Genomic DNA, 26519 nt, shown 5'->3' on the forward strand with positions numbered 1-26519 from the left:
TGGGCCCAAGACCGAGCGTGTTTAGCCGATATCGCGGCCGAGAACAGTCGCGCGCCCAATGATGGCGAAGAGCGCCGCGTAGCCGAGGAGCGCCGCGACACCACCCCACATCGGCAGGAGTGTCCCCGTGCTCATGGCGGAGTACAGGGAACCGCCTGCAATGGCATCGCCGGCAGAGCCCGGTAGGAACTTGGCCACATTCTCACCCCACGAGGTCGTTGCGAGGGTGATCCGAGCGATCGGTTCGATGAACTGCGTGAAGACCAAGAGCGTGACGATTGCTGCGACCTGATTGGTGAGTAGCGCGCCAAGCGCCACGCCCACCACAAGCCAAACGGTCAGGGCGAGCACCGAGCGGGCGATGATCTCCCATGTGTGGCCATGCCCGAGAAGAGGGTCTAGGTTGTTCAGCTTTAAGATCGCAGCCCCAGCTAGAACAGAAGCGGCGGTTCCCACCAAGCCGTAAATGAACCCCATGGGAAGCGCCGAGACCATCTTTGCCAGCAAGACCTTGGTGCGGTTAGGGGTGGCCAGGAAGGTCGGTGAGATCGTCTTGTGTCGAAACTCGCCGGCAAAGGCGAGCACACCGATCAGAGCCGGGAAGGCGTAGCCCAAGGAAGCGGCCGTGGTGTAGACGAGCTCAGGCACCCTAGACGGATCCATGGGTGGCCCCGACTGGCTGGGGGACATCGTGTAGCTGAATGCTAGTCCTCCTGCGGTCATTCCCATATATACAGCCATGATGATCAGCAGAACCCACCACAGGCGAGTGGACGTGAACTTGCGGTACTCGGATACGAGCAGGGCGGTCATGCGCGTGCCTCCGTGGTGTGAGTTGGGCCGTGGGGATCGCCAGATTGTGCGGCAGTACCTTCCGGTCCCACGGCGTCCGCTTCCGATGCGTTCTTGTCGCTCGGCGCAGTCAGCCTCAGGAAGGACTCCTCGAGAGGCTCGGTCAGATCGGCGAGCTCGTGGATTTCCAAGCCCGCAGCAAAAGCTGCCGTGCCCACAGAGGTGAGGGACTCGTCGTAAATCACGAACGCACCATCCTCCTGCGTGACCTGCCAGCCCGAGCGGGCCGCCAGTTCGGCGGCCGCAGTGACCTGAGGGGAGCGCAGACGAACCCGAGGGCGCGCGAACTGGTGGAGTTCAGCGATGGGAGCGGCGAAGCGAAGGGTGCCCTCAGCGATGATGACTACGTCATCAACAGACTGCTGGACCTCGGACAGGATGTGGCTGGACACGAGGACTGTTTTTCCCGATGCGGCCAGGTGGCGCAGGAACTCGCGCAGCCACCGGATGCCCTGCGGGTCGAGCCCATTTGCGGGCTCATCGAGGACCAGATATTCGGGGTCTCCGAGCAGTGCGGATGCGAGCGCAAGGCGCTGAGTCATGCCGAGCGAAAACTCGCCAACACGCTTTGTGGCGGCGCTGCTGAGCCCGACGAGTGCAAGGAGCTCGGCGATCCAGGCGTCGCTGGCACCAGTGAGTGGAGCGTAGGCGCGGAGGTGATCGCGCGCCGTTCGGCCCGGGTGGAAGCTCGAGGCGTCGAGAGCGGCGCCGACCGTGCGCGATGGGTGCTTGAGGTCGGCGTAGCGGGTGTTCCCGAACGTTGCAGTGCCCGCCGTGGGCTTGCTCAGCCCAAGGAGCATGCGTAGGGTCGTGGTCTTTCCGCTCCCGTTCGGCCCGAGGAACCCAGTCACGCGTCCGGGGGCGACCGTGAAGGAGAGGTCGTTGACAGCAGTGAGGGTCCCGAAGCGCTTGGTCAGGTGCGAAAAGCGGATCTCTTCGTGCGCAGGTGTGTTCTGACTCATACCCTTAGCCTACTGTTATAGATTCCCTATAACAAGTAGATCAGCGGTGGGTGCTGGAACCGCTAGTTCTGCGGTAACCAAGCGGAACTACACCGAGAGGTATTACTGAGAGGCCACATCATCTGTACTCAGCACGGCGTGTGACTGCGGTAGGCGAATCTGGATTCGTGCACCGTGGAGCGCATCCAGAGCGCGCACAGTCCCGCCGTGCAGGTCCACAGCCCAGCGCACGATCGCGAGGCCAATGCCCGTGCCGCCAGAGGTGGGGTGGTTGACGATCGTCGCGTTGGCGCCGCCGCGCGCAAAGCGTTGGAAGATCTTCTCGCGGTCTTCCTTGCGGATACCGGGGCCCTCATCAAGGAACTCAAGGACAACCTCGGTGCCCTCCTGCCGCGCAGTCACCGTGACCGAACCGCCATAGGGGGAGTGGCGAATGGAGTTCTGCACCAGGTTGGTCACGATCTGACGCAGCCGCTCCGGGTCTGAGTGAAGTTCGAGTTCCGCCGGCTGGACGTCAACAACGAAGTCGATGTTCTTTCCGGCGTCCAGCATGGTCAGCGATCCCACGGCGTCGTCAAGGAAATCCATGAGCGGAATCGGTACGATTTTGAGCTCCGCGGCTCCGGCCTCAATCCGGGACAGGTCAAGCAAGTACGAGATCAGGCGGGACAAGCGTTCCGTCTGGACCAAAGCCGTATTCAGGGTTGCAGGGGTCGGCTCGACTACGCCATCCACAAGGTTCTCGAGTTGCGCGTGCAGCGCGGCAACCGGCGTCCGCAGCTCGTGCGAGACGTTCGCGATCACATCTCGGCGAATCTGGTCAGCGTGGGCGATCTCCGCGGACATCGAATTAAAGGCCTCGGCCAGCTGCCCGACCTCGTCCCGCGACGTGGCCCTGACCTGCTGGGAATAGTCGCCGGCTGCCATTGCCCGGACCGCGGCCGTCATCTCTCGCAGGGGAGACGTGATGCCACGGGAGATGAGCAGCGTGAACGCGAGTGAAAACGAGATCGCCAGTGGGAACGTCTTGGTCGGTCCCAGTCCGGAGCGCAGACCCAGCCACGTAATAAACGCAGCGAGTGTCACTGAAACCACCACAATGATGGATAGTTTCGCCTTCATCGACCGCATGCGATCTAGCGGACGCATGTCGGGTAGCGAGGGGGTGTGGATCCGCTTTCCGGAACCGGGGGCGTCCGTCATTGAGCTGGCGGCTCAAACGCGTAACCGACACCGTGCACGGTGCGGATGAGGTCCGCACCAAGCTTCCGGCGCAGTGCCTTGATGTGGGAGTCCACGGTGCGCGTGCCACTCGCGTCGACCCAATCCCAGACCTCCGCAAGGAGGTGCTCACGGGTCTGCACGGTCTTGGGTGAACTTGCGAGCATGACCAGGAGTTCAAACTCCGTGGGGGTCAGGTGGATCTCTTCCTCGCCGCGGTGCACTCGCCGCTGGGCGCGGTCAATGACCACGTCGCCCACGGTGATCAACGCGTCGGCGCCACTCGTGTTCGAGGCCTGTGCTGCGCGGTCGACACGGCGCAGGAGCGCCTTGAGTCGCGCAACGAGCTCGCGCATGGAGAACGGCTTGGTCATGTAATCGTCCGCTCCGACACCGAGACCAATGAGCATGTCGGTCTCGTCATCGCGTGCGGTCAGCATGAGCACTGGGACGGGGTTTTCCGCTTGGATGCGACGGCAGACTTCAAGGCCATCGATACCGGGAAGCATCACGTCGAGAACAACGACGTCCGGCTTGATGCGGTTTGCCGCCTCGACCCCGCTGAGGCCGTCCCGAGCAACCTCGGTGCGCCAGCCCTCAGAAGTAAGTCGTTGAGCGATCGCCGTTGCGATCGCTGGCTCGTCTTCGACAATGAGGATTGTGGCCCCCATGCCCGGACGCGTGGAAGCGTCATTGTGCGCGTTTTGGTAACTCATACTTCAAACTTTGGCACAACTAGAATGGAAAGTGCTTGATATTCGCTGAAAATTAACTGTGAAGGCTTAAGGCCCGGTGTGAGGACAAGGCGTGAATCCCCTAAAATGAGAGCCACTATGACACCTGTTGATCTGCCTCGACATATTGGTTCCCGGGTTGCGGCCGCGCCGCGTCCGCTCGTTTGTCTGGACGCCGAGGCGTCCATGAGGGGAACCATGCTTTGGAGTGCGATGCCCCGTGGATGATTGGTTACTCATCGCCTTTGGCGTATTTCTCACGATCGGTACCGCGATCTTCGTGTCCGCCGAGTTCGCGCTCGTCACGATCGATCCCGCAACTGCGGGCGAGGGCGCGGAAGCTGACAGTAAGAGGCGCGACGGGTGGCGCACGCGGAGCCTCAAGCACTCCCTCAAGCACCTTTCCACTGAACTCTCGTCGAGCCAGGTTGGAATCACATTAACGACGATTTTGCTTGGCTACACTACTCAGCCCGCGTTGGTGCGGGTGCTGAGTTCCGCCCTGGGCGACACCACGCTGACGAAGGCCACGGCCGGAGTCTTGGCCGGTGTCTTGGCATTCATAGTGGTCAACCTCTTCTCAATGTTGTTTGGAGAGTTGATCCCCAAGAACTTTGCGCTGAGCGCTCCGATGGCTACTGCCCGGCTGGTAGTGCCTCTGCAACGGATCTTCACGGTGTTGGCCAAGCCGATCGTCCTAGCCCTCAACGGCTCCGCAAATGCGATCCTGCACAAAATGGGAATCGAGCCCAAGGAGGAGCTTTCCGGCGCCCGTTCCTCCACGGAGCTTGCTTTCCTCGTCCAACGGTCAGCGGAGCAGGGCACGTTGGACTCATCGGTTGCGCAGCTCATCACCAACGCGGTTGAGTTCAACGAACTGACAGCGGTGGACGTCATGACTGACCGCATGAGGATGGCGGTGGTGTCTCGCGAGGACACTGCCCAGGACGTAGTGCACCTCGCCAGATCCACGGGGCACTCTCGCTTCCCTGTCATTGGTGATTCTCGAGACGAGGTCATCGGGCTTGTTCACCTGCGCAAGGCAATTGCCGTGCCGTACGAGAAGCGTTCATCTGTGCCGGCCATGGCATTCATGGACGACGCGCCGCAGATCCCGGAGACGCTTCAACTGGGGCCACTGCTCGTGGAGCTTCGCGGCCTCGGCATGCAGATGGCCATCGTGGTCGATGAGTACGGAGGGACCTCCGGTGTTGTCACCCTCGAAGATGTGGTTGAGGAACTCGTTGGGGACGTTGCGGATGAACACGATGCCCGGCGCTCGGGTGTCCTCCTGGCCTCAGACGGCTCCTGGGGGGTGCCCGGCCTGCTACGTCCAGACGAGCTTGAGGAACGGACCGGGATTTCACTACCCGAAGGCCCTGAGTACGAGACGCTCGGTGGCCTAGTTATGAAGGAGCTCGGGCAGGTACCCAAGATTGGTGACAGCGTGCGAATCGAGAATGCCCTCGGCGACCGTGCCGTGGTGCTTATGGTCGAGGTGATGGACGGACGCCGTGTCGAGCGTGTCCGAGTCCGATTGGTGGCCGAGTGATGAGTACTGGGGCAGCAATCGTCATTGCAGTTCTTCTGCTCGCAGGCAATGGGTTCTTTGTTGCGGCAGAGTTCTCGATCCTGTCTGCGCGCAGGTCTTCGATAGAACCACTTGCCTCCGCAGGTGACCGCCGGGCAAAAACTGTCTTGTGGGCGATGGAGCACGTGTCCCTCATGCTTGCTGCCTGCCAGTTGGGGGTCACCATCTGCTCTGTCAGCCTTGGCGTCGTCGCAGAACCTGCCGTTGCGCGCCTCATCGCGCCGTTGCTTGATGTCATCAATGTGCCGCACGCTCTGGTGCACCCCATCGCGTTCGTGGTTGCTCTCGTGATTGTTGTGTACTTGCACGTTGTTGTCGGTGAAATGGTCCCGAAGAACGTTTCCGTCTCCAGCCCGGAGAAGTCGGTTCTACTCTTCGGCCCGCCCCTTGTGGTCTTTGGACGCCTAGTTAAGCCGATCATCGTCACCCTCAACTGGTTGGCCAACCACGCAGTGCGGCTTGCCGGAGTTGATCCTAAGGACGAGGTTTCGAGTGCGTTCACGGCGCAGGAAGTACAGTCGATCCTTGAACACTCGCAAGCTGAAGGCATGCTTGCGGACGAACAGGGTCTGCTCAGCGGTGCACTTGAGTTTTCTGCAAAGACTGCCGAGGAGGTCATGATCGCCAATGACGACTTGATTACCCTCCCACTCGGCTTCACGCCCAGTGACCTCGAAGCGCTCGTGGCAAAGACTGGATTCAGTCGTTTCCCGGTGCGCGACGAGCGCGGTGATGTGATTGGCTACGTCCACCTTAAGGATGTCCTCCACGCGCACGGAGAGCAGCGCGACCAGCCACTTGCCCGGTACCGTTACCGCAACCTTGCGGTGAGCCGTGATAGCGACGAAGCCGAGGAGGCGCTCGTGGCGATGCAGCACTCGGGAGCGCACCTCTCACGGGTCCTCAAGGATGGTAAGACGGTAGGAGTTGTGTTCCTTGAAGACATTATCGAGGAGCTGGTGGGGGAGGTCAGGGACTCCATGCAGCGCACCCAAAGGCTGTAACGCTTGAGGAGCCCACTCGCTAGCGCTCGAAATATGATTCTCGCCACGTCGATGGCTTGATGATTGGGGTGTCGAGCCATTGACCTCGCAAAACGCCAGTCAATGCCCTCGGAATCCGAGCTGCAGGATCTCCCGCGTGTCGCAGGGATTTCGCACGTGGGAAGGGGTGAAAATCCCCATGTAAAAGTCCATGTGCGGGGCTTGGTTTCACCCGCCAATTTGGCTATGCTGGCACAAGCGTTTATTCCAAGATTTCCACACATGAGCGGATGCTGCGCCCTGTTGGACTCGAGTTCGGGTGCATACGGGTTGGTGGACTTTGGCCCGTAGCGGGTCAAGTGCCAAGTAGTGGTTCGTGAAAGTTGAAACACGTGAGCCGCCTGTGAGCGTGTGCGGTGGACAACTTGGTGAGTTCAGTCCGTCTTCAACTGCACTCGCGCAACCTGGACAGAGTTAGTTAAGGAGTGCCCGTGGATCAGCCACGCCCGGCTTCAGCCTTGCCTACTCGTCGCTCGCTTCGAGAGCACGAGGGCAGCGGCCAAGCAACCGGTCTGGCGACCCCTCCCGCACGTTCCCTGGACTTTGCTTCCGAGAATGGACTCGGGCAAAATGAGCCAGCTACGCGTGTGAACCCCATCGCGGCTCCAGTGACCAAGAACCTGGTTGACGCCCTGCCAACGCGCCGCAGTTCTCGCGCGATGACCAATGCAAACGTCGGCACACCGGTTCCCCCTCCATTGGGTACCGCCCTTCCTGTCCACACGTCGGTTAATCCTCGCGTGCCCGCCGCAGCAAGCATGCAGGCAACGACCAGCCCACATTCGTCGGGCGCTGGACTCACTCGCGCACAACTACGTGAACTGGCCCGTGGAAACGAGCCGACACCTACCGTAATTCCAAGCCCGGCCTCTACCAAGACCACGGCCAACCCCGAACCTTCCGGTGAGCACGTCCACGCACATCGCGTACTGTCATCGGCTGCAGCGGTCCCTCCGATCAATGCACCAGCGCATGTTTCGGACGTGCAAGCACCCGCCGCGGCGCAGGAACAGGTCGCCCCTGTGGCGCGAGAGGTCGAACAACACCTCGCGCCGGTACCTGTACCTCGTCCCGCTCAAGTTCCTGCGGCGGTCGAGCCATCGACTAACACGATGGACGTACTCGCTGAGGTCGAAGCCGTCATGGCACAGGTCGAAGCACGAATTGCAGCAGCAGGAACAATCCATGATGACGAGGCCGGACCGCTCGTCCTGCACGCTGGCCGAGAAGAGCCGGTGGACACCCTCGCTCCTCGCTGCCCTGAACACGACGTCATGCCGGTCGAGCCGCTCAACGTGATTCCCGGGACGTCCGTAGTGCTTCCAAGCGAATCCTCGGCAACCAACATCTCATTCGCAGCCTCGCCTTCCTCCTCCGTGTCCTACTCTGGCAACGACCCAGATGGGTCCACATTCAGTGAGTCTGCGTTTGCTGAACTGGTTGCTGAGCACAACTCCACGTCAGTCCCGGGGGCTGGCGCCTCCACGACTGCGTCCACCAAGAGCGGTTGGGCCCCACGCCTCGCCGTACTCGGATCGATCGGTCTGGCCACCGTCGCAGTTCCGATCCTCGCGGGCGGTGCTGACATTGAAGGACCCGCCGCTGCAGAACAGAACCTTGTTGAGGTGGCGCCACAGGGACCTTCCGCGATTGACTTGGTGGGTGGAACCAAGAAGGCGGCACCCATTCCTGCCGAGGTTGCGCAGAGCGTGAGTGAGGAAGAACGTACCTACCTGACGGCCTCCCGTACAGAAGAGCGAGAAGTGCTCCGCGGCTGCGACAGCAGCAAGCTCGTCACGGGATCGAACGGTGGGCTCAAGGAGAGTGAACTCTGCCAGGTTGTTGACGGTGAGCTCCTGCAGCCAGAGGCTGCGGTTGCGTTTACTGCTCTCAACGAGGCGTACACGGAGCGTTTCGGGCACTCGATGTGCCTCGTTGACGGATATCGCAACCTAGAATCTCAGTACGCGGCGAAGAGGACCCGCGGCTCGTTTGCAGCACCTCCGGGATTGTCCAACCACGGTTGGGGATATGCAATAGATATCTGCGCCGACACGTACCAGTCGGAGGCAAAGTGGGCGTGGCTGCACGCGAATGCGCCATCGTTCGGCTGGGCCCTCCCTGACTGGGCGAGCCGCTCCTACGAGCCATGGCACTGGGAGTACACCGAGGGCGTAGAATCGCAAAAGTAGGTACGCGCTACCTCCGATTATCTCCACTAGATCATGCAGAAGCGCCCCTCCTGGCAATGCCGGGGAGGGGCGCTTTGCGTTGTGTGTTCGCCTCCGGGAAGCGACTACTTCTTGCGGCCCAGGCTCTTCCTGGCCTTAGGCGCAGGTGAGGTCTCTTCTACCAGGGCGGCGTCAGCTGCTCGGGTTGATTCGATCTGTTCCAGCGCCGCGGCCCTGCGCTGTGCCTTGACCTCCTTGAACGAGGTTCCGTAGTACGCAGCCTCCATGATGACCTTCATGTCCTCAAGCATCGGCATACGAGGGTTTGCCGGCGCGCACTGGTCCTCGTAGGCGCCCATGGCCAACTCGTCAAGGATGGAGATGAACGCGTCCTCGGCGACTCCTTGGGCTTGGAAGGACCCGGGGATGCCCACGGCCTCACGCAGTTCCTCGACCGCGCGTGCGTACGATTCCACACCCTCCTCCGGGGTGGAGGCGGGCAGTCCTAGGTGGCGAGCGATCTCTTGGAAACGCTCTGGAGCAACGTAGTGCTCGTACTTGGGCCACGAGGTGAGCTTGGTGGGCACGGTGCCGTTGTAGCGGATGACGTGCGGCAAGTACGTGGCGTTGGTGCGTCCGTGGACAAGGTGCAGCCTAGAGCCGGTAACGTGGGCCATGGCGTGGACGATTCCCAAGAAGGCGTTACCAAAGGCCATGCCCGAGATGGTCGACGCGTTATGCATCTTCTCGCGGGCCTTCACCACCTTGGGGTCCTGGGAGCCGGGGCCACCCTGCACCGAGATCACGATGTTCTCAAAGATCAACTTGATCGCGTGCAGGCACAGGCCGTCCGTGTAGTCATTCGCGTACACCGAAACGAATGCTTCGGTTGCGTGAGTCAGTGCGTCGAATCCGGAGTCTGCCACGAGGAAGTCAGGCATCATCGCGGTGAGTGCGGGGTCAACGATTGCGACTGTTGGGGTCAGCGCGTAGTCGGCGAGAGGGTACTTCTTGCCCGCCTCCGGGTCGGAGATGACGGCGAACGGAGTCATCTCGGAGCCCGTGCCCGAGGTGGTTGGGATGCAGACGAGTGCAGCCTTTTCGCCGAGGTCGGGGAACTTGAATGCACGCTTCCGGACGTCGAAGAACTTTTCCTTCATGTCTGAGAACTCGATCTCCGGGTGTTCGTACAGCAGCCACATCACCTTGGCCGCGTCCATGGGCGATCCGCCGCCGAGCGCAATGATCGTGTCCGGGTTGAAGTCGCGCATCTGCTCGGCGCCCTTGTGGACGTACTGAACAGTTGGCTCAGGCATGACGTCATCGATGATCTGGAGCGCGATCCGGTTGTTCCTGCGGTTCAGGACGTCCATGATCTTGTCTACGAACCCGAGCTTGGTCATCGTTGCGTCTGTGACGATCGTGACGCGGTTGATGCCGCGCATGTCTTCGAGGTAGCGGATGGCGTTTGGCTCGAAGTAGGTCTTGGCTGGGACTTTGAACCACTGCAGGTTGTTGTTCCGTCTGCCGATGCGCTTGATGTTCACGAGGTTGATAGCCGAGACGTTGTTGGAGACGGAGTTGTGACCGTAGGAGCCGCAACCGAGTGTCAGGGATGGGATGAACGAGTTGTAGATGTCCCCGATGCCGCCCAGCGAGGAGGGGGCATTCGTGATGATGCGGACTGCCTTAACGCGAGAACCGAACTCCTCGATGATTTCCGTGTCTTCGGAGTGGATGGCGCCAGAGTGGCCGAGGCCATCGAACTCGACCATCTGCTCGGAGAGCTTGATGCCCTCCTCTGGGTTTGCCGCACGAAGTACCGCAAGCACGGGGCACAGCTTCTCCCGGGTGAGAGGTTCAGCGGGTCCGACCTCGGAGACCTCGGCAAGGATGATGTTGGTGTCCTCAGGCACAGTGAATCCGGCTTGCTCCGCGATCCACACGGCTGACTGTCCAACGACCGCCGCGTTCAGCTTGGCCTCGCCGCAGTTCACGCTCATGGCGTTGACTCCGAAGATGAAGTCCTCAAGCAGGAGCTTTTCCTGGGCGGATGCAACGTATGCGTGCAGGTGCTTGAACTCCTCGAGGGCCTCGTTGTAGATGGGTTCCTCGATGATGACGGCCTGCTCGGAGGCGCAGATCATGCCGTTGTCGAACGCCTTGGACAAGACAACGTCGTTGACCGCACGCTTGAGCTTTGCGGACTTCTCGATGAACGCAGGAACGTTGCCGGCGCCAACTCCCAGTGCGGGCTTGCCGCACGAGTAAGCGGCTCGGACCATTCCGTTTCCACCGGTCGCGAGGATGAGTGCGATGCCCGGGTGGTTCATGAGCGTGCTCGTGGCCTCAAGCGAAGGCTGCTCAACCCACTGGATGCAGTTCTCAGGGGCACCCGCGGCTACGGCAGCGTCGTACACGGCCTTGGCTGATGCCACGGAGGACTTCTGCGCGGAGGGGTGGAACCCGAAGATGATGGGGTTACGAGTTTTGATGGCGATGAGCGCCTTGAAGATCGTGGTGGAGGTTGGGTTGGTTACCGGGGTGACGCCGCAGATGACGCCGACGGGCTCCGCGATCTCGGTGATTCCTGTCAGCTCGTCGCGGTTGATGATTCCCACGGTCTTGAGGTTGAGCATGTTGTTGGTGACGTGCTCGCAAGCGAAGATGTTCTTCACTGCCTTATCCTCAAATACGCCTCTGCCGGTTTCTGCAACGGCCGCTACGGCGAGTTCGCCGTGGACGGAGAGCGCGGCTACGGAGGCCTTCTTGACGATGAAGTCGATCGTTTCTTGGTCGAAGGACATGTACTCTTTCAGAGCCGCCTGTCCCTTTGCTACGAGTTCATCGATGTCGCCGAGTACTGAAGATTGTGTCGTTACTTCGGTGGCAGTCATGGTTCCCTCTCTGGGGGGATTTCTCTTTTTCTTTGGTGAACAATTCCAGCCTAGGTGGACCGTCCAGCGATCACATGTGCCAAACGTCCCATGAATTCTTCACGGAAAAAGATGCCCTGACCTGCGATAATGTGTCTTGAGGAAAGTAGTGGGATCATTAGGGGAAATGCGCGATGATGTGACAGTTGCATTGCAGTATTGAGCTTAGAAACGAACTTGAAAGGTAGAACGATGATTCGACAGCCGTCAGAAGGTATTCAGCCAAACTCTGAGCTCAAGGTCCTACGAGCGATGCTCAGGTTCACACAGGGGTGGACGTCGGGATCGTCCTACGAGCGTTGGTGCGGGGCGGCGGAGCTCGAAATCGACTCGCAAGACCTTAAGCACTTCTACCCGCTTGCGACCTCGGGAATAGTCAAGCCGAGCGAGTTTGCGCTGCACCAAGGCATCGGCGCGTCCGCAGTCTCCAAGATCATTGCCCGCTTCACCGCAGTCGGATACGTGACGCGTCGGGCTAACCCTGAGGATGCGCGTTCGAACTACATCGTACTCACGCAAAAGGGTATGGATGCAGCCCAGCGACTGTTTGACGTGGTCGAAGAGGAACTCAAACTCACGCTCGAAACGTGGAGCCAGCGCGACATTAGCGCGATCGGAGCGTTAGTCACCCGACTCGCCGACGATTCTGGGTACTAGATCCACCGAAACCACGTGCTGGAACCCACATACTCGTCGATAGTTTTGCGGCGTATGATGATGGGGTGATGCGCACAGTGCATCATATGTGCTCCGGGGTCGGTGAAATTCCGAACCGGCGGTTATAGTCCGCGACCCGCACAAACCCGCAAGGGTTTGCGCGGTTGAGCTGGTGAAATTCCAGCACCGACAGTCAAAGTCTGGATGGGAGAAGCACTCAAACGGCCTTGCCGTACCTGCGTTTTGTGTATTCCGACGCGGGCACGATCGGCATGCGCCCGTCCTCCCCGAAAGTGCAGTTCGATTTCGGAAGGAGGATTTTTTAGTTTATGGGCATCATCGAGTGGCTATTCAACGCCCAACTCCACATTGGCGACCAGGCGATCATGTGGCGTGAACTCATCGGAAACCTGTTCGGCCTCGCCTCCGCGCTCGGCGGCATGCGGCGCAAGGTGTGGGCGTGGCCCGTGGGAATCGCAGGAAACCTTCTGCTCTTCACTGTGTTCATGGGTTCCCTGTTCAATGACACCAACCACGTCAACCTGCTTGGGCAGGCCGGGCGTCAGGTCATGTTCATCATCGTGTCGATCTACGGTTGGTACCAGTGGAAGACCCGCACGGACCAGACCAGCCAGGAAGCGGTCGTGCCCAAGTGGGCCGGCACCTGGCAGCGGGTCGGCCTCGTTGCGGCGATGTTCGGTGGAACCCTCGCTCTGACCCCGTTGTTCCGTGCTCTGGGCTCCTATGAGCCCGTGTGGGCAGACGCCTGGATCTTCATGGGCTCCCTGCTTGCAACCTGGGGCATGGCTAAGGGGTGGACCGAGTTCTGGCTCATCTGGGTAGCAGTTGACATCGTGGGAGTGCCCCTGCTGTTCTCCGCGGGATACTACGCAACAGGTCTCATGTACGTGTTCTACGGAGTCTTTACGCTCTCCGGATTCTTTGTGTGGTGGCGAGTCCAACGCAAGGAAAAGGCGGAAGGAACGGTCCTCGCGCACTAGCGAAGATGGTCAAACGTGGGGGCGGGGCGCACATGCGCCCCGCCCCCACGTTTGCCAAGAGCTAGGTCATAGCCGCTATGTCCGACCGCTCAACTCTTCATTTCGTGGAAGACTCACGTTTCAAAAGGTCCGCGATCAGGCCCCAGCGCCGTCGATGAGTTCCCGGGCGATCCGGACGATCTCGCTGGTTGCACCGGCAGCTGGGACCTCCACGTATTTGCGCGTGAACTCGCGAATCGCAGTGCGGTCGCCGGTGTCTGCTTCCAAGTCTGCAAGCAGTCCGTCGAAACTCTTTGAGATAGGGCCGGGCATCTCCTGCACAAAGTCGATGTAGAAGTTCCGGTCCTTGGTGTACTGCTCCAGGTCGGGCGCAAACACGAATACAGGAACATCCGCGACCCCCGCCTCAAACATGATTGAGGAGTAGTCGGTCACGAGGTAGTCGGCGATCGCGAGGAACTCGAACGCGGTGAAGCTCCTGTACCTCTGGGCAATCACGTCGTCACTACGCAGCGCCACGGGGTGAGGCTTAGCAATGAGGTTGTAGCCACTGCGCGCAAAGTACTTGTGCAGCTCGTCGGCGGCGAACTGCTGCCCCTTGTGGAACGTAGGGGCAAAGAGCACGTTTTTGCCCGTGGCCAGCTCGGGAAATGCTTCCATCAGAGCAGCGCGCCGTTCGGCCCGCCATGCGGGATCGCGCAGCACATCGACGCGGGGGAGCGGTGCCGCATAGACCTTCTCCACGGGGGTGTCAAAGGCCTCTGCGAACGGAATCCTGCACGGCTCGGCGCTAGTGAGCACGGCGTCGTAGTTGCGGTGCATGCGCATCGCGCGTGCGATCTCGGAACTTGAGCCCTCCCCGACGTCAAGGATCGAGTAGCCGAACTTTTTCAGCGACCCGAGAGCATGCCACATCTGCAGGACCCTCAGCTCGCGCTTATGGCGTAGGACGGACACGGGGATGCAATAGGTGTCGAGAACGATCAACCGCGACGTAGCAATGTGCCTCATCTGAGTAAACACGTGCCCGAGGTATCCGACCTTCTTGGCGATCGAGGTGTGGAACTCGTAGCACAGGACCTCCACCTCCCAGTGCGGCAACTCCTCACGCAGCGCCGCTTCTAGTCGCTGAAAGTCCACGGACGGGTTGTCGCCCTGTCGTGAAATCATCGTGATCTTGTTGCGCGTGCGCATCAGCTTCATGGGCGCGTAGCACGCCGCGAGAAACGTTCTGATCAGAAATGCAATGAGGCGCTTCATACCTGGTCCACACCCGTTCCGGTGCCCAAAAACGGGGCGATGAGTTGGTCGATGACGCGAGCCGTGGACCTGCCATCGCAAGCTCCCACAAAGAACTCAACAAAATCGTCGAGAGTCATGTCGCCGCCATCGGCGGCGGTGACCGCCTCCATCAGGGAGGCGTGGTCCCGTGCCAGGGGACCAAACGTGTAGCGGTCGTACGGGTAGTAGAAGTCCCGCGCGGCCACATACTCCTCCAGGTCAGGGCAGAAGAACACGGTTGGCCTGCGCAGCAGGGCAAAATCAAAAATTATCGACGAATAATCTGTGACCAGCAGATCGGTGGCCATGAGCAGCTCGTTTGTGTTGTCGTAGGCCGACAGATCGCGCAGCTGGGCGTGAGTGCGGAAGATATCCGGGAGGGTCTTCACAAAGGGGTGCGGCTTGTAGCCGATCACGAACTCGTCGCCGTGGCGGGTGATGAAGTCTTCCCAGTCCACGAGTGAGTCGTCGTAGTGGGCCTTGAGCTGGCCCACGCCGCGGAATGTAGGGGCGAACAGGAGGAGCTTCTTGTCCTTGGGAATCTCGAGTTCCGCGCGCACCCGAGCGGCTGTGTCGCGCACGAGGTCGTTGTCAAAGAAGATGTCGGTTCGAGGGATTCCCGTGGCGTGGACCTTGGCGGCATCGATCCCGAACGCCTCAGCGTAGTTGGCGCGGACCTGTTCGGAAGACACTATCGCCGCGGTGTAGTTCCTGTGGGTCTTGGAGCCCTTGATCGGGCCGCCAGGCTTGCCCGCCCTGCTGAATCCCATGGTCTTGAAGGCGCCGGAGGCGTGCCAGACCTGTAGCAACTGGGTGCCCTTGCGGATTTTGATGGGGTAGATGGTGGGGAAGAAGTCATCCACCACAATCACCGGGCTCGTGGCCATGAGCGCACACAACTGGGCGCCCTGCCCCAGGGTGCGGCGGGCACGCAGACCGTCCTTGAGTACAGTGCGGACCTCGTACCCCCGGGCGGTAAGGGCAGTGGCGAGTGCCTTCTGATTGCCCACGAGCGTATCGCGCGAGTCCGACAGGAAAAGCACTCTGCCGGGGACCAGCGGGCGGGTCCACGACACGAGACGATAGCCGATGATGTACGGCGTCTGGCGAAGGGTCTGGAGGATCGACTTCACCGACCAGTTTCTGGGCATTGGCTCATTCTATATCTCGGCTTGGCCCCATCAGTTCCGCCTGGGTTGAACTCTCCGCGGTGGGTGGCTGATGTACCAGCCAGCAAGGAAAATACCAGGGGCCGACTCTCACGTGTGAGAGTCGGCCCCTGGTGATCGGTGCCCTCGATAGGATTCGAACCTACGGCCTTCTGCTCCGGAGGCAGACGCTCTATCCCCTGAGCTACGAGGGCGTGACCGCGTATAAGACTATCAGCCCTAGCGGACTGCTACTGCATCACGACCGCGGGGTGTGGCCCGACTCTCAATGTAGTTCTCAAGGTAGGATCCCATCTCCTCCATTGCGAGGAACGGGTCACCCATGATGATGGCGTCAACGAGGTCGTCGTGGTCGTCATTCACGTGCGAACGCAGGATTGTCTCCACGTTCATCCGGATCGTGTGGCTGACCGCTTCCGTCAGGGACTCGTAGAGGGAGGCGAGGACGGGGTTCTTGGAAGCGGACGCGATTGCGTTGTGCAGGGCCATGTCCGCACTCACCATGCCATCGAGGTCGCCCGAGGCGAATGCCCGGTGGCGTTCCTGGTTCGCGGTGCGAATCGCGGCGATGTCTTCATCAGTACGGTTGCGAGCCGCGAGGCGGGCGGCCTCGACCTCGAGGGAGCGGCGCACTTCAAGGACGTGCACGTAGTGGGCGTCCTCGAACTGCCTGCCGATCGCGACAGACATCTCGGAGGTTGACTTCACATACGTTCCAGAGCCTTGGCGGCGGATGAGGAGTCCCGAGTGAACGAGAGACTGGACAGCCTCACGTACTGTGTTTCGTCCAACGCCGAGGAGTTCCACGAGGAGAGGCTCGGTCGGAATCCTCTCCCCAACCTTCCATTCCCCGGAGCGAATTCGCGAGCGCAACTGCTCGACTGCGAGTTCGATGAGGTTAGAGCGATCTGACATCTCTAGTTCTCCACCTTGCTTTACTGCGGCGCATCCTTGAGCCTGGCAGCCCGTGTGACCGCCCTGCCCCCTGAGTATGGAAGCAATGAAACAACTATAGGCTCTGAAACGGCAAGAAATGTCCCGCGGACATGACGTGGCGCCACGCAGCGCCTGTATCTAGTGGTCCAGTGGGCGGTATGGGGCGCAAAACACGTGGGACTCATGGGAAAGAACCCGATAGAATCGAGCCGTGACTCCTCAAGAACTCAACGAAGCAATCCGCGGCGCCCTGAATGCTGCGATCAATGACGGCGTGCTGACCCTCGACCCAGCCGATCTCCCAGCAGAGATCCACGTTGAGCGTCCACGTCAGCGCGAGCATGGTGACTGGGCAACAAACATCGCCCTCCAGCTGGCCAAGAAGGGCGGCACCAACCCGCGCGCACTCGCAGACGACCTCGCGCAGCGCCTCGGCTCGACCGCCGGCGTGGCAAAGGTCGAGGTTGCGGGTCCAGGATTCTTGAACATCACCCTCGACGCTGCAGCTGCAGGCGAGCTCGCCAAGTCGATCCTTGCTGCTGGCGCTGCCTATGGCACCACGGAGACCGGCAAGGGCAAGAAGATCAACCTTGAGTTCGTCTCGGCAAACCCCACCGGACCAATCCACATCGGCGGCACCCGCTGGGCCGCTGTTGGCGACTCGCTTGCCCGCGTGCTTGAGGCAACCGGTGCCGAGGTCTGCCGTGAGTACTACTTCAACGACCACGGTGCGCAGATTGACCGCTTCGCACGCTCCCTCGTGGCTCGCGCTCTGGGGCAGGACGCACCGGAGGACGGCTACGGCGGACAGTACATCCAGGACATCGCAGACGCTGTGCTCGCAGAAGCTGCCTCCGCGGGCGATCCGGATCCGCTGACCCTGGACGAGGATGCTCGCCAGGAGTACTTCCGTGCGCAGGGCGTTGAACTCATGTTTGGTGAGATCAAGAAGTCGCTGCACGAGTTCGGTGTGGACTTCGACGTGTACTTCCACGAGAACGACCTCTACACCACCGGTGCTGTCGACCGCGCAATCAAGCGCCTCGAGGACGCCGGCCACATGTTTGAGCAGGATGGCGCCAAGTGGCTGCGCACAACCGACTTCGGTGACGATAAGGACCGCGTGGTCATTAAGTCGGACGGCGATGCCGCCTACATCGCGGGCGACATCGCGTACTACTTGGACAAGCGCGAGCGCGGCTTCGATGAGGTCGTCATGATGCTCGGCGCCGACCACCACGGTTACATCGGACGCCTCCAGGCGGTTGCCGCCGCGTTTGGCGATACCCCACACAAGAACCTTCAGATCCTCATCGGACAGATGGTGAACCTGGTCAAGGACGGCGAGCCAATGCGCATGTCCAAGCGTGCAGGAACCGTTGTGACCCTTGAGGACCTCGTTGAGGCCGTCGGAGTGGACGCTGCGCGCTACTCCCTAGTGCGCTCCTCAGTGGACTCCTCCATCGACGTGGACCTGGACCTGCTGGCCAAGCAGACCAACGACAACCCAGTGTTCTACGTCCAATACGCCCACGCGCGCACCGCGAACGTGGCACGCAACGCCGAGGCCGCTGGTGTGCGCCGCGAGGACGCGTTTGCGCCCGAGACCCTGACGCACCCAACTGAAGCTGCTCTGTTGGGCATGCTCACCGAGTTCCCACGCATTGTCAGCCAGGCCGCTGAACTGCGCGAGCCACACCGTATTGCCCGCTACGCCGAAGCGCTCGCTGGCGCGTACCACAAGTGGTACGCGGAGTGCCGTGTGACCCCGCTGGGAGACCAGGACGTCACCGACACCCACCGCACGCGCCTGTGGCTCAACGACGCCACTCGCCAGGTCCTAGCAAACGCTCTGACCATGGTCGGTGTGTCCGCTCCGGAGCGCATGTGAGCGCCCCCGAGCAGGGCGTCGATCCAGCCGTCGTGTTGGCTGGCGGTCCGTCGCAGCGCGCTGCGCTGGCCCCTCATGTGTGGCCAGAGACCGCCGTCCTGACGGACGGCTCGATGGCTGTTGGCGGAATCGCTGTGGGCGACTTGGTTGCGCAGCACGGCACGCCGTCATTCATTATCGACGAGACCCACTTCAGGTCCCGCGCGCGGCTTTTCGTGAACTCATTTACCGAGGCCTTCGGCGCCGTTGGCACCGACGTGGACGTGTACTACGCGGGTAAATCCTTCCTGTCGGTTGCTGTTGCCAAGTGGGCCCTCGAAGAGGGCTTGCGGCTGGACACCTGCACCGGCGGAGAGATGGCAGTGGCTGAGCGCGCAGGCGTCTCCGGGGCGGCCATGGGTTTGCACGGGAACAACAAGTCTGAGGCGGAACTGACCCGAGCAATTCGCTATGGGGTTGGGCGCATCGTGGCTGACTCGCTTGGTGAGATCGAACAGATCGCCGAGCTCGCGCTGGCAGAGGGGCGCGGGGAATCGAACCCCGTGCCCGTCATGGTCCGCGTGACCACGGGTATCCACGCAGGTGGACACGAGTTCATCTCGACGGCGCGCGAGGATCAGAAGTTTGGTCTCTCGCTCGCCGGGGGACAGGCGCTCGAAGCTCTTGAGCTCGTGCTCAAGTTCCCGCAGCTGCACCTGCTCGGCGCGCATGCGCACATCGGCAGCCAAATACAAGACTCCACGGCGTTCGAACTCAACGCACGGAAGATGCTTGAGCTTCGCGCGGAACTGGAAAAGAGTGCCGGATACGTCATGCCGGAACTCGACCTCGGCGGGGGATACGGGATCGCATACGTTCCCGAGGACCAGCCGATCGACATTCCTGCGCTCGCGGTGACGCTCGCGAACACCATGAAGCAGGTGGCAGATGAGCTGGGGACCACGATCCCACGAATCTCGATCGAGCCGGGCCGATCCATCGTTGGGCCGACGACGGTCACGCTCTATACGGTAGGCACCATCAAGAACGTGACCACGGACGAGGGAATCGTCCGCACGTACGTCTCTGTGGACGGCGGGATGTCTGACAACATCCGCCCAGCGCTCTACGGCGCTGTGTACACGGCACGACTAGCCAATCGCGATGGCGACGAGCAGGCAGTCCTAGCCAGAATCGTCGGAAAGCACTGTGAGTCCGGCGATATCGTGATCAACGATGTCGCACTGCCAGCGGACGTGCGCCGCGGCGATGTCATCGCTGTGGCCGCAACGGGCGCCTACGGGCGTTCGATGGCCTCGAACTACAACAACATCCTCAAGCCGCCGGTCATCGCGGTCAAGGACGGCGAATCGCGAGTTATCGTGCGACGCGAGACAGAGGACGACCTGCTCGCCCTCGATCTTGGCTGAGCAGGACTGAACTCAACGAGTCACGCACGAGGAGGCGCGCACCAAGTAGGTGCGCGCCTCCTCGTGCGTTCTGTGCCGAGCGACTAGGCCACCTCGGGCGATTCGGGGATCCACTCTAGGGGCAGGGCGATGTCCTCGAGTGCCGGGTGATGGTCGCCCAGGTAGCTCACCTCGAGGCCGATGACGATGCCTTCCTCGTGCCAGAGCAGGAGCAGGACATACTCCGGGGCATCGTCCATGATTTGCGCGGGCTCGAACACAAGAGGGCTGGATTCATGCGTGATGCGCTGCTTGCCGAGGCTCGCAACATCGAGGCGAAGCCGAGGGCCAATCCCTACGACGCCACCGTTGGCCTGCACGATGTCAAAGCACACCGAGCAGTGTTCTACGGCGCGAATGGCATACTCGTCCAACTGCTCGCGGAGCGCTTCAGCGAGGTCTGGGGCGCCCTGGGCACACGCCGAAATGCACGCGTCAAGGATCGCGCGCTGTATATCGGTTGGTGGTTCGATCGTCATGTCCTCACACTACGCAGGAAATCCCGCGACGTGCAGAGATCTGCTCACACAGGAATGAGCGAGTCGCACTGGTGTTAGCCTGCCGTTTCGGAGGCTGAACCAACTGTGGGGGAGCTGGGAGAACCAAGTATCCTGACCTAGCGTGATGGTTTTCCACTCCGCACCCACAAACCGAAAGGTGAATGACGTGTCGACCCCACAAGCGCCCGCAGCGCTTCGAGTTGCCCTGCTTGGCTGCGGAGTTGTAGGTACCCAGGTTGTCCGCATCCTGCTCGAGCACAGCGAGGAACTGACCGCACGGGTCGGAACTAGGCTTGAACTCGCGGGCATTGCCGTGCGTGACACCTCGATCAAGCGCGATCCGATTGTTCCTGCCCACCTCCTCACCGAGGACGCGGAGCAGCTTGTGCAGAGTGTGGACCTCGTGGTCGAGGTCATGGGTGGAATCGAGCCGGCTCGAACACTCATCACTCGGGCGCTGGAGTCTTCCGCGACAGTCATTACCGCCAACAAGGCGCTCCTCGCACAGCACGGTCCGGAACTGTATGAGACAGCCGATCGCGTGGGTGTCGACCTCTCCTTTGAAGCGGCCGTGGCGGGAGCAATCCCGATCATTCGACCAATCCGCGACTCGCTTGCCGGAGACAAGATCAAGCGCGTGCTTGGGATTGTGAATGGAACAACCAACTACGTCCTCGACCAGATGACCAAGGACGGTCTTTCCCTCGAGACCGCGGTCAAGGACGCGCAGGAGCTTGGGTACGCGGAGGCGGACCCAACCGCAGACGTGGAAGGCCATGACGCCGCGGCAAAGGCAGCGATCCTTGCTTCTCTCGCCTTCCACACCCGCGTTTCCCTCAAGGACGTGGCGTGCGAGGGCATCACCTCGGTAACTGCGGACGATGTCGCGTGGGCCAGCAAGTCGGGCCATGTGATCAAGCTTCTCGCGATCTGTGAGCAGACAGCCGGGGGAGTCTCGGCCCGCGTCCACCCAGCTCTCGTACCACTGGGACACCCACTCTCAACGGTCGGTGGGGCATTCAACGCAGTGTTCGTCGAGGCGGAAAACGCTGGACCGCTGATGTTCTACGGTCAGGGTGCAGGTGGAGCCCCCACGGCCTCCGCCGTCATGGGCGACCTGGTCTCCGCGGCCAGAAACCGGCTATCCGGGGCAAAGGGCGCTGGCGAATCCACTTACGCCGACCTTGAAATCCTTGACCCGGGAGAGGCAACTACCCGCTACCAGGTACGTCTCTCGGTGGCGGACAAGCCCGGCGTGCTCGCGCGTATCGCGGATGTGTTCGCTGCAAACGGCGTCTCGATCGAGACCGTGACCCAGGCGCCACGCGCCGACAAACACGGCGCCGCCCTACTCGTGGTCACGACCCACGCGGGCACGGAAGCCGCGCTCGCCCAAACTGTCCGTCAGGTCGCAGACCTCGACGTTATTGAAGAAGTTATGTCCGTACTACGAGTAGAGGGATCCTGATGGCCCACGTTTGGCAAGGAATCATCAAGGAATACGCAGAGTTCCTACCGGAGCACCTGCTGACCAACATTGTCACGCTCGGAGAAGGTGGCACCCCACTGGTTCCGGCTCCGTACCTCAACCAACTGACCGGGGCGGACATCTACCTCAAGGTAGAGGGTATGAACCCCACTGGATCCTTCAAGGACCGCGGTATGACCACCGCGATCTCTGCGGCCGCAGCAAAGGGTGCCAAGGCCGTTGTCTGCGCCTCCACGGGCAACACCTCTGCGTCCGCCGCCGCATACGCGACCCACGCAGGAATGGTCTGCGCCGTGCTTGTGCCGGACGGCAAGATCGCCATGGGTAAGCTGTCTCAGGCCATCGCACACGGCGCCAAACTCCTCCAGGTTGACGGCAACTTTGACGACTGCCTCGTGGCGGCTCGCAAGCTTGCCGATTCCTACCCAGTCGAACTCGTGAACTCCGTCAACCCTGACCGCATTGAAGGCCAGAAGACAGGCTCGTTCGAGATCGTAGACGTACTTGGGGACGCCCCCGATATCCACGCACTCCCAGTGGGTAACGCGGGAAACATCACCGCCTACTGGAAGGGCTACGTCGAGTACGAGGCCGCCGGCAAGGCAACGCGTCGCCCACAGATGTGGGGCTTCCAAGCAGAGGGCGCCTCGCCGATCGTGGCTGGCCACCCATTCGACGAGCCAGAGACTATCGCAACCGCAATTCGCATCGGTAACCCTGCTTCCTGGGACAAGGCCATTGACGCCCGCGACACATCGGGCGGAGTCATCGAGGCAGTGACCGACGAGGAAATCCTCGAGGCGCACCGCATCCTGTCTGCACAGGTAGGAGTGTTCGTCGAGCCTGCTTCGGCAGCCGGAGTGGCAGGCGTACTCAAGCGTGCCAAGGCCGGGCTTGTGCCTGCCGGCGCACGGATCGTCATCACCGTTACCGGCCACGGGCTTAAGGACCCACAGTGGGCGCTGCGTACCGAGGACGGCTCCGAGGTCGTGCCACAGAAGGTCACCGCCGACGTCATGTCCATCGCAAGCGCACTCGGTCTGGTCTGAACCTCGCCATGAAACTAGGAGCAGATCGGGTCAGCGTCCGGGTTCCTGCAACAAGCGCGAACCTAGGACCCGGGTTCGACGCACTCGGCCTCGCCCTGAACTACTTTGACGAACTGACCGTGCACGCGCTCGCAACCGAGCGCGTGCAGGTCGACGTCATCGGTGAAGGTGCGGGAGAGGTGCCAAACGACGAACGCCACCTCGTGGTCAAGTCGATCCGCCGCGCACTCGACCACGTCGGTGCGCCGCAGGTCGGACTTCACCTCGAGTGCCGAAACAACATTCCGCACGGGCGTGGAATGGGTTCGTCCGCGGCCGCAGTAGTCGCCGGACTCGTCGCTGCACGAGGCCTCATCCACGACCCGGATGCACTCAACGACCAAGTCCTCCTCAACTTAGCAACCCAACTGGAGGGTCACCCGGACAACGCCGCCCCGGCAATTCTCGGCGGTGCAACCGCCGCCTGGATGACCGCACATGACGAACCTCGCGCTGCCCGCTTAGCCATATCGTCGGAAATCGAACCAACGGTCATCGTGCCAACGGCACGACTTTCCACACATCGAGCGCGAGGGGTGCTGCCGCTGGCCGTTCCCCATGCAAACGCGTCCTTCAACGCGGGGCGCGCCGCACTTCTTGTGCACGCGCTCGCACAGGACCCCGACCTGCTGTTTGACGCGACCGAGGACAAACTCCACCAGGAGTACCGTGCGCCAGTCATGCCAGCAACGTGGGCGCTCGTCGCTGCACTACGCGCCCGCGGATTTGCGGCCACGGTGTCTGGGGCGGGGCCAACCGTACTGGTGCTGGGACGCACTACAGACCGTGCGGCAGTGCTCGAAGCAGTTGGAAGCATCTTGGCCAACGACCCGGATGCCACCTCGGCGCCCGACCCGCTCGGCGAGCGAGTGGGAATTGAATGGCGGACCCTCACGCCGGGGTTTGCTGAGGCCGGCGCCCAGTCTAGGCGCGACTAAGAATGAGGGGGCCAGATGCGTCAATGCATCCGGACCCCCTCATTGTTGTGGAGACGTGACGTATCACATGCGCAAGGCCTTGAGTTTCCGGTGATATAGTGGGTTTAGTTTCTTGGCGCAGGGTTCTCCCGCCATTCGCACAGTATTCAGGTAACACAATCAGGTATGACAACACAGTCTGCCCACTGAATATGAAATGGTCAGCGCTTTTCGTGAATGCGTGAAAACAGCTCTTCAGGTTTTTGTCGCAATTGATCTGGGCTATCCAGTTCGAAATCCCCGTTCCACATGCACACTGCAGCGTACCCACGCTGACATATTTGGTGCGAGGTTCCAGCGAAAGCGTCGTGGCAAGTAACAATACAAGTAACAGTAAAAGAGTTTCGCGCCCAATTGAGGCGTGAATCTACCGCCCAAGACCAGCACACATCACGTTGGTCGAAATCGAGGGGGAATGGTCCTTCGTGTCACAAACCACCCCAGCCGCCGGTACTTCTGCTTCAACCGGTGCACTGACGAGCCTGCGTATTCCTGAACTCCAGGCAATTGCAGGCCAGCTTGGCATCAAGGGAACCTCCAAGATGCGCAAGTCCGACCTCGTCTCCGCAATCTCTTCAGCCCAGTCGGGCTCGGTGCCAAAGCGCACAACCCGTTCCGCTGCGGGAAAGCCTGCCGCTACCGAAACCGCAGCCCAGCCGGAGGCTGCAGCCAAGGCGCCAGCTGCTCCTGTGCAGACGCAGGAAGCCGCGCCACAGCGCGCGGAGCAGACTGAGCGTGCTGAGCGCACCGCTACGTCCGAGCGCCCAGAGCGTTCCGAGCGCCCGGAGCGCAAGGACCGTGCTGAGTCCGGACGCAGCCGAAACGACCGCCAGCGTCAGGAGCGTAACCGCACTGAGGGCGATGGCGAAGCAATCGTAGTGGGCGACTTTGAAATCAAGCTGCCTACCGCTGAGGGCTCGGAGCGACGCCGCAACGACCGCAACGACCGAAACGGTCAGGACGGTAACAGCCGTAACCGTAACCGCAACGATCGCAACCGTAACAACCGCGGTGAAGAGTCCGGTGAGTCCGAGTCGACCGAGCAGCGCCGCTCAGACCGTGACAACTCACGCGACAACCGCAACCCCGAGCGCGAGAACAACCGCGACAACCGCAACAACGACACTCCGAGGATGGCGACGACCGCAGTAACCGTCGCCGCCGTGGACGTGATCGTTACCGCGACCGTGACGGCAACACGCCGAACACCCGCGACCGCAAGTCGCGCAACCGCAACCGCAACGACTTTGCGTTCGACGAATCCGAGGTTGCAGAGGGCGAGGCGCTGCTTCCAGTGGCCGGTGTCCTGGACATCCTGGACAACTACGCGTTCGTCCGCACGTCCGGTTACCTCCCAGGTCAGAACGACGTCTACGTTTCTCTGGGGCAGGTCAAGAAGTCCGGCCTGCGCCGCGGTGACGCAATCACGGGTGCGATTCGCCAACCACGTGAAACCGATAACCAGCGCCAGAAGTTCAACGCTCTTGTTCGCCTCGACTCGGTTAACGGCATGGCTCCTGAGGAAGCTCGCAACCGCCCAGACTTCAACAAGCTCACGCCCCTGTACCCACAGGACCGCCTGCGCCTCGAGAACCCTGAGTCGAACAAGCTTGCGCCACGCCTCATCGATATCATCGCGCCAATCGGTAAGGGCCAGCGTGGTCTGATCGTCGCACCGCCAAAGGCCGGTAAGACGATCATCATGCAGCAGATCGCGAACGCGATCACCGCAAACAACCCTGAGGTTCACCTCATGGTTGTCCTCGTGGATGAGCGTCCTGAGGAAGTCACTGACATGGAGCGTACGGTCGCAGGAGAGGTTATCGCCTCGACCTTCGACCGCCCAGCTACCGACCACACGATTGTTGCTGAACTCGCTATTGAGCGTGCGAAGCGCCTGGTCGAGCTCGGTCAAGACGTTGTGGTTCTGCTTGACTCGATCACCCGACTGGGTCGTGCATACAACCTTGCAGCCCCCGCGTCCGGACGCATCCTGTCCGGTGGTGTTGACGCCGCTGCGTTGTACCCACCAAAGAAGTTCTTTGGTGCCGCGCGCAACATTGAGAACGGTGGATCGCTCACCATCCTCGCGTCCGCGCTCGTGGAGACCGGCTCCAAGATGGACGAGGTCATCTTTGAGGAGTTCAAGGGCACCGGAAACATGGAGCTGCGCCTTTCGCGTCAGCTTGCAGACCGCCGCGTGTTCCCTGCCGTTGACGTCAACGCGTCCGGTACTCGCCGCGAAGAGATCCTGGTGTCCCCTGAGGAACTCAAGATTACGTACAAGCTCCGCCGTGTATTCAGCGGACTTGAGAGCGGACAGGCTCTTGAGCTCATGCTCAAGAAGCTCAAGGAGAACAAGACCAACGTTGAGTTCCTTCTGAACATCCAGAAGACCACTCCGGACTCGTTCTCGTCGTTCGACCAGGACTGATCCCTGTGTAGCCGTAGCCAAGTGTGGCCCGACGGCGGGGAGTGACGGCGGGCGCCGTGCCACACGGCACGGCGCCCGCTGTTTTCCAAATCACACGCCTTTTGCCCTGGAATAGTTTCGGGCTCCGCGAAGTTCTGG

The 26519-nt window shown here is 61.3% G+C and carries 19 protein-coding genes, 1 tRNA gene, 1 pseudogene and 1 riboswitch; of the genes and pseudogenes, 11 read left to right on the top strand and 10 right to left on the bottom strand.

The window, feature by feature from the left end:
- Positions 1-21: 21 nt before the first annotated feature.
- The 4 genes from HGSM_RS12445 to HGSM_RS12460 form a co-directional block, all read right to left on the bottom strand.
- Positions 22-813, bottom strand: a complete 792-nt coding sequence (locus HGSM_RS12445; RefSeq protein ID WP_019149096.1) for an ABC transporter permease — start codon at positions 811-813, stop codon at positions 22-24.
- Complete coding sequence (locus HGSM_RS12450; protein ID WP_019149097.1) at positions 810-1814, bottom strand: ABC transporter ATP-binding protein; 1005 nt, start codon at positions 1812-1814, stop codon at positions 810-812. Before HGSM_RS12450 ends, HGSM_RS12445 begins: the two co-directional genes overlap by 4 nt.
- Positions 1815-1916: 102 nt before the next feature.
- Positions 1917-2936: a HAMP domain-containing sensor histidine kinase gene (locus tag HGSM_RS12455; protein ID WP_230197549.1), complete on the bottom strand. Its 1020-nt coding sequence runs from the start codon at positions 2934-2936 to the stop codon at positions 1917-1919.
- Positions 2937-3013: 77 nt separating this feature from the next.
- Positions 3014-3751 carry a response regulator transcription factor gene (locus HGSM_RS12460; protein WP_019149099.1) on the bottom strand — a complete coding sequence of 246 codons (738 nt, stop codon included), beginning with the start codon at positions 3749-3751 and terminating at the stop codon, positions 3014-3016.
- 238 nt (positions 3752-3989) lie between these two features.
- Here HGSM_RS12460 and HGSM_RS12465 point away from each other — a divergent pair, with 238 nt between their 5' ends.
- The 3 genes from HGSM_RS12465 (at position 3990) to HGSM_RS13935 (ending at position 8595) form a co-directional block, all read left to right on the top strand.
- Positions 3990-5321: a hemolysin family protein gene (locus tag HGSM_RS12465; protein ID WP_019149100.1), complete on the top strand. Its 1332-nt coding sequence runs from the start codon at positions 3990-3992 to the stop codon at positions 5319-5321.
- Complete coding sequence (locus HGSM_RS12470) at positions 5321-6364, top strand: hemolysin family protein (protein ID WP_019149101.1); 1044 nt, start codon at positions 5321-5323, stop codon at positions 6362-6364. The genes HGSM_RS12465 and HGSM_RS12470 overlap by 1 nt, the downstream gene beginning before the upstream one ends.
- A gap of 470 nt (positions 6365-6834) precedes the next feature.
- The gene (locus HGSM_RS13935) at positions 6835-8595 is read left to right on the top strand and encodes a D-alanyl-D-alanine carboxypeptidase family protein (RefSeq protein WP_051009870.1); all 1761 of its coding nucleotides are present in this window, start codon (positions 6835-6837) and stop codon (positions 8593-8595) included.
- Between the two features lie 104 nt (positions 8596-8699).
- On the opposite strand, the gene adhE is transcribed toward HGSM_RS13935, so the two are convergent.
- Complete coding sequence (gene adhE, locus HGSM_RS12480) at positions 8700-11471, bottom strand: bifunctional acetaldehyde-CoA/alcohol dehydrogenase (RefSeq protein ID WP_019149103.1); 2772 nt, start codon at positions 11469-11471, stop codon at positions 8700-8702.
- 231 nt (positions 11472-11702) lie between these two features.
- Here adhE and HGSM_RS12485 point away from each other — a divergent pair, with 231 nt between their 5' ends.
- Complete coding sequence (locus HGSM_RS12485; protein WP_019149104.1) at positions 11703-12167, top strand: MarR family winged helix-turn-helix transcriptional regulator; 465 nt, start codon at positions 11703-11705, stop codon at positions 12165-12167.
- A gap of 85 nt (positions 12168-12252) precedes the next feature.
- A riboswitch (FMN riboswitch) is annotated at positions 12253-12387 on the top strand.
- A 109-nt stretch (positions 12388-12496) separates the two neighbouring features.
- A complete protein-coding gene (gene pnuC, locus HGSM_RS12490; protein WP_019149105.1) occupies positions 12497-13168 on the top strand; it encodes a nicotinamide riboside transporter PnuC in 672 nt (223 codons plus the stop codon).
- 135 nt (positions 13169-13303) lie between these two features.
- On the opposite strand, the gene HGSM_RS12495 is transcribed toward pnuC, so the two are convergent.
- The 4 genes from HGSM_RS12495 to HGSM_RS12510 form a co-directional block, all read right to left on the bottom strand.
- Positions 13304-14371 carry a CDP-glycerol glycerophosphotransferase family protein gene (locus HGSM_RS12495; protein WP_195891391.1) on the bottom strand — a complete coding sequence of 356 codons (1068 nt, stop codon included), beginning with the start codon at positions 14369-14371 and terminating at the stop codon, positions 13304-13306.
- Between the two features lie 53 nt (positions 14372-14424).
- The gene (locus HGSM_RS12500; RefSeq protein ID WP_019149107.1) at positions 14425-15600 is read right to left on the bottom strand and encodes a CDP-glycerol glycerophosphotransferase family protein; all 1176 of its coding nucleotides are present in this window, start codon (positions 15598-15600) and stop codon (positions 14425-14427) included.
- 139 nt (positions 15601-15739) lie between these two features.
- Positions 15740-15812 (bottom strand) — tRNA-Arg (locus HGSM_RS12505).
- A 25-nt stretch (positions 15813-15837) separates the two neighbouring features.
- Complete coding sequence (locus HGSM_RS12510) at positions 15838-16533, bottom strand: FadR/GntR family transcriptional regulator (protein WP_019149108.1); 696 nt, start codon at positions 16531-16533, stop codon at positions 15838-15840.
- A gap of 232 nt (positions 16534-16765) precedes the next feature.
- Here HGSM_RS12510 and argS point away from each other — a divergent pair, with 232 nt between their 5' ends.
- Together argS and lysA are read left to right on the top strand one after the other, a co-directional pair.
- Complete coding sequence (argS, locus tag HGSM_RS12515; protein ID WP_019149109.1) at positions 16766-18445, top strand: arginine--tRNA ligase; 1680 nt, start codon at positions 16766-16768, stop codon at positions 18443-18445.
- Between the two features lie 113 nt (positions 18446-18558).
- On the top strand, positions 18559-19854 hold the full coding sequence (lysA, locus tag HGSM_RS12520) for a diaminopimelate decarboxylase (protein ID WP_081581481.1): 1296 nt from the start codon (positions 18559-18561) through the stop codon (positions 19852-19854).
- A gap of 83 nt (positions 19855-19937) precedes the next feature.
- Here the strand turns inward: lysA and HGSM_RS12525 are convergent, their stop codons facing one another.
- Entirely contained in the window at positions 19938-20372 is a 435-nt protein-coding gene (locus HGSM_RS12525) for a hypothetical protein (protein ID WP_019149111.1), read from the bottom strand.
- A 187-nt stretch (positions 20373-20559) separates the two neighbouring features.
- On the opposite strand from HGSM_RS12525, the gene HGSM_RS12530 reads away from it, so the two are divergent.
- From HGSM_RS12530 to rho, 4 genes and pseudogenes are all read left to right on the top strand, one after another.
- A complete protein-coding gene (locus HGSM_RS12530; RefSeq protein ID WP_019149112.1) occupies positions 20560-21861 on the top strand; it encodes a homoserine dehydrogenase in 1302 nt (433 codons plus the stop codon).
- The gene (thrC, locus tag HGSM_RS12535) at positions 21861-22931 is read left to right on the top strand and encodes a threonine synthase (RefSeq protein WP_019149113.1); all 1071 of its coding nucleotides are present in this window, start codon (positions 21861-21863) and stop codon (positions 22929-22931) included. Before HGSM_RS12530 ends, thrC begins: the two co-directional genes overlap by 1 nt.
- 8 nt (positions 22932-22939) lie before the next feature.
- A complete protein-coding gene (gene thrB / locus HGSM_RS12540) occupies positions 22940-23908 on the top strand; it encodes a homoserine kinase (protein ID WP_019149114.1) in 969 nt (322 codons plus the stop codon).
- 464 nt (positions 23909-24372) lie between these two features.
- Positions 24373-26381, top strand: a pseudogene (gene rho / locus HGSM_RS12545) (transcription termination factor Rho).
- Positions 26382-26519: the final 138 nt, after the last annotated feature.

Origin of the sequence: Timonella senegalensis JC301 (genome assembly GCF_000312125.1) — a bacterium.
Lineage (GTDB): Bacteria > Actinomycetota > Actinomycetes > Actinomycetales > Cellulomonadaceae > Timonella > Timonella senegalensis.

Excerpts from the sequence above, each read along its gene's own strand:
- thrB (WP_019149114.1), top strand. The coding sequence starts at position 22,940 with ATGAAACTAGGAGCAGATCGGGTCAGCGTCCGGGTTCCTGCAACAAGC.
- pnuC (WP_019149105.1), top strand. The coding sequence starts at position 12,497 with ATGGGCATCATCGAGTGGCTATTCAACGCCCAACTCCACATTGGCGAC.
- HGSM_RS12485 (WP_019149104.1), top strand. The coding sequence starts at position 11,703 with ATGATTCGACAGCCGTCAGAAGGTATTCAGCCAAACTCTGAGCTCAAG.
- HGSM_RS12470 (WP_019149101.1), top strand. The coding sequence starts at position 5,321 with ATGAGTACTGGGGCAGCAATCGTCATTGCAGTTCTTCTGCTCGCAGGC.
- HGSM_RS12455 (WP_230197549.1), bottom strand. The coding sequence starts at position 2,936 with ATGAAGGCGAAACTATCCATCATTGTGGTGGTTTCAGTGACACTCGCT.
- lysA (WP_081581481.1), top strand. The coding sequence starts at position 18,559 with ATGGCTGTTGGCGGAATCGCTGTGGGCGACTTGGTTGCGCAGCACGGC.
- thrC (WP_019149113.1), top strand. The coding sequence starts at position 21,861 with ATGGCCCACGTTTGGCAAGGAATCATCAAGGAATACGCAGAGTTCCTA.
- HGSM_RS12510 (WP_019149108.1), bottom strand. The coding sequence starts at position 16,533 with ATGTCAGATCGCTCTAACCTCATCGAACTCGCAGTCGAGCAGTTGCGC.
- HGSM_RS12500 (WP_019149107.1), bottom strand. The coding sequence starts at position 15,600 with ATGCCCAGAAACTGGTCGGTGAAGTCGATCCTCCAGACCCTTCGCCAG.
- HGSM_RS12450 (WP_019149097.1), bottom strand. The coding sequence starts at position 1,814 with ATGAGTCAGAACACACCTGCGCACGAAGAGATCCGCTTTTCGCACCTG.
- HGSM_RS12460 (WP_019149099.1), bottom strand. The coding sequence starts at position 3,751 with ATGAGTTACCAAAACGCGCACAATGACGCTTCCACGCGTCCGGGCATG.
- HGSM_RS12495 (WP_195891391.1), bottom strand. The coding sequence starts at position 14,371 with ATGAAGCTGATGCGCACGCGCAACAAGATCACGATGATTTCACGACAG.
- adhE (WP_019149103.1), bottom strand. The coding sequence starts at position 11,471 with ATGACTGCCACCGAAGTAACGACACAATCTTCAGTACTCGGCGACATC.
- HGSM_RS12525 (WP_019149111.1), bottom strand. The coding sequence starts at position 20,372 with ATGACGATCGAACCACCAACCGATATACAGCGCGCGATCCTTGACGCG.
- HGSM_RS12445 (WP_019149096.1), bottom strand. The coding sequence starts at position 813 with ATGACCGCCCTGCTCGTATCCGAGTACCGCAAGTTCACGTCCACTCGC.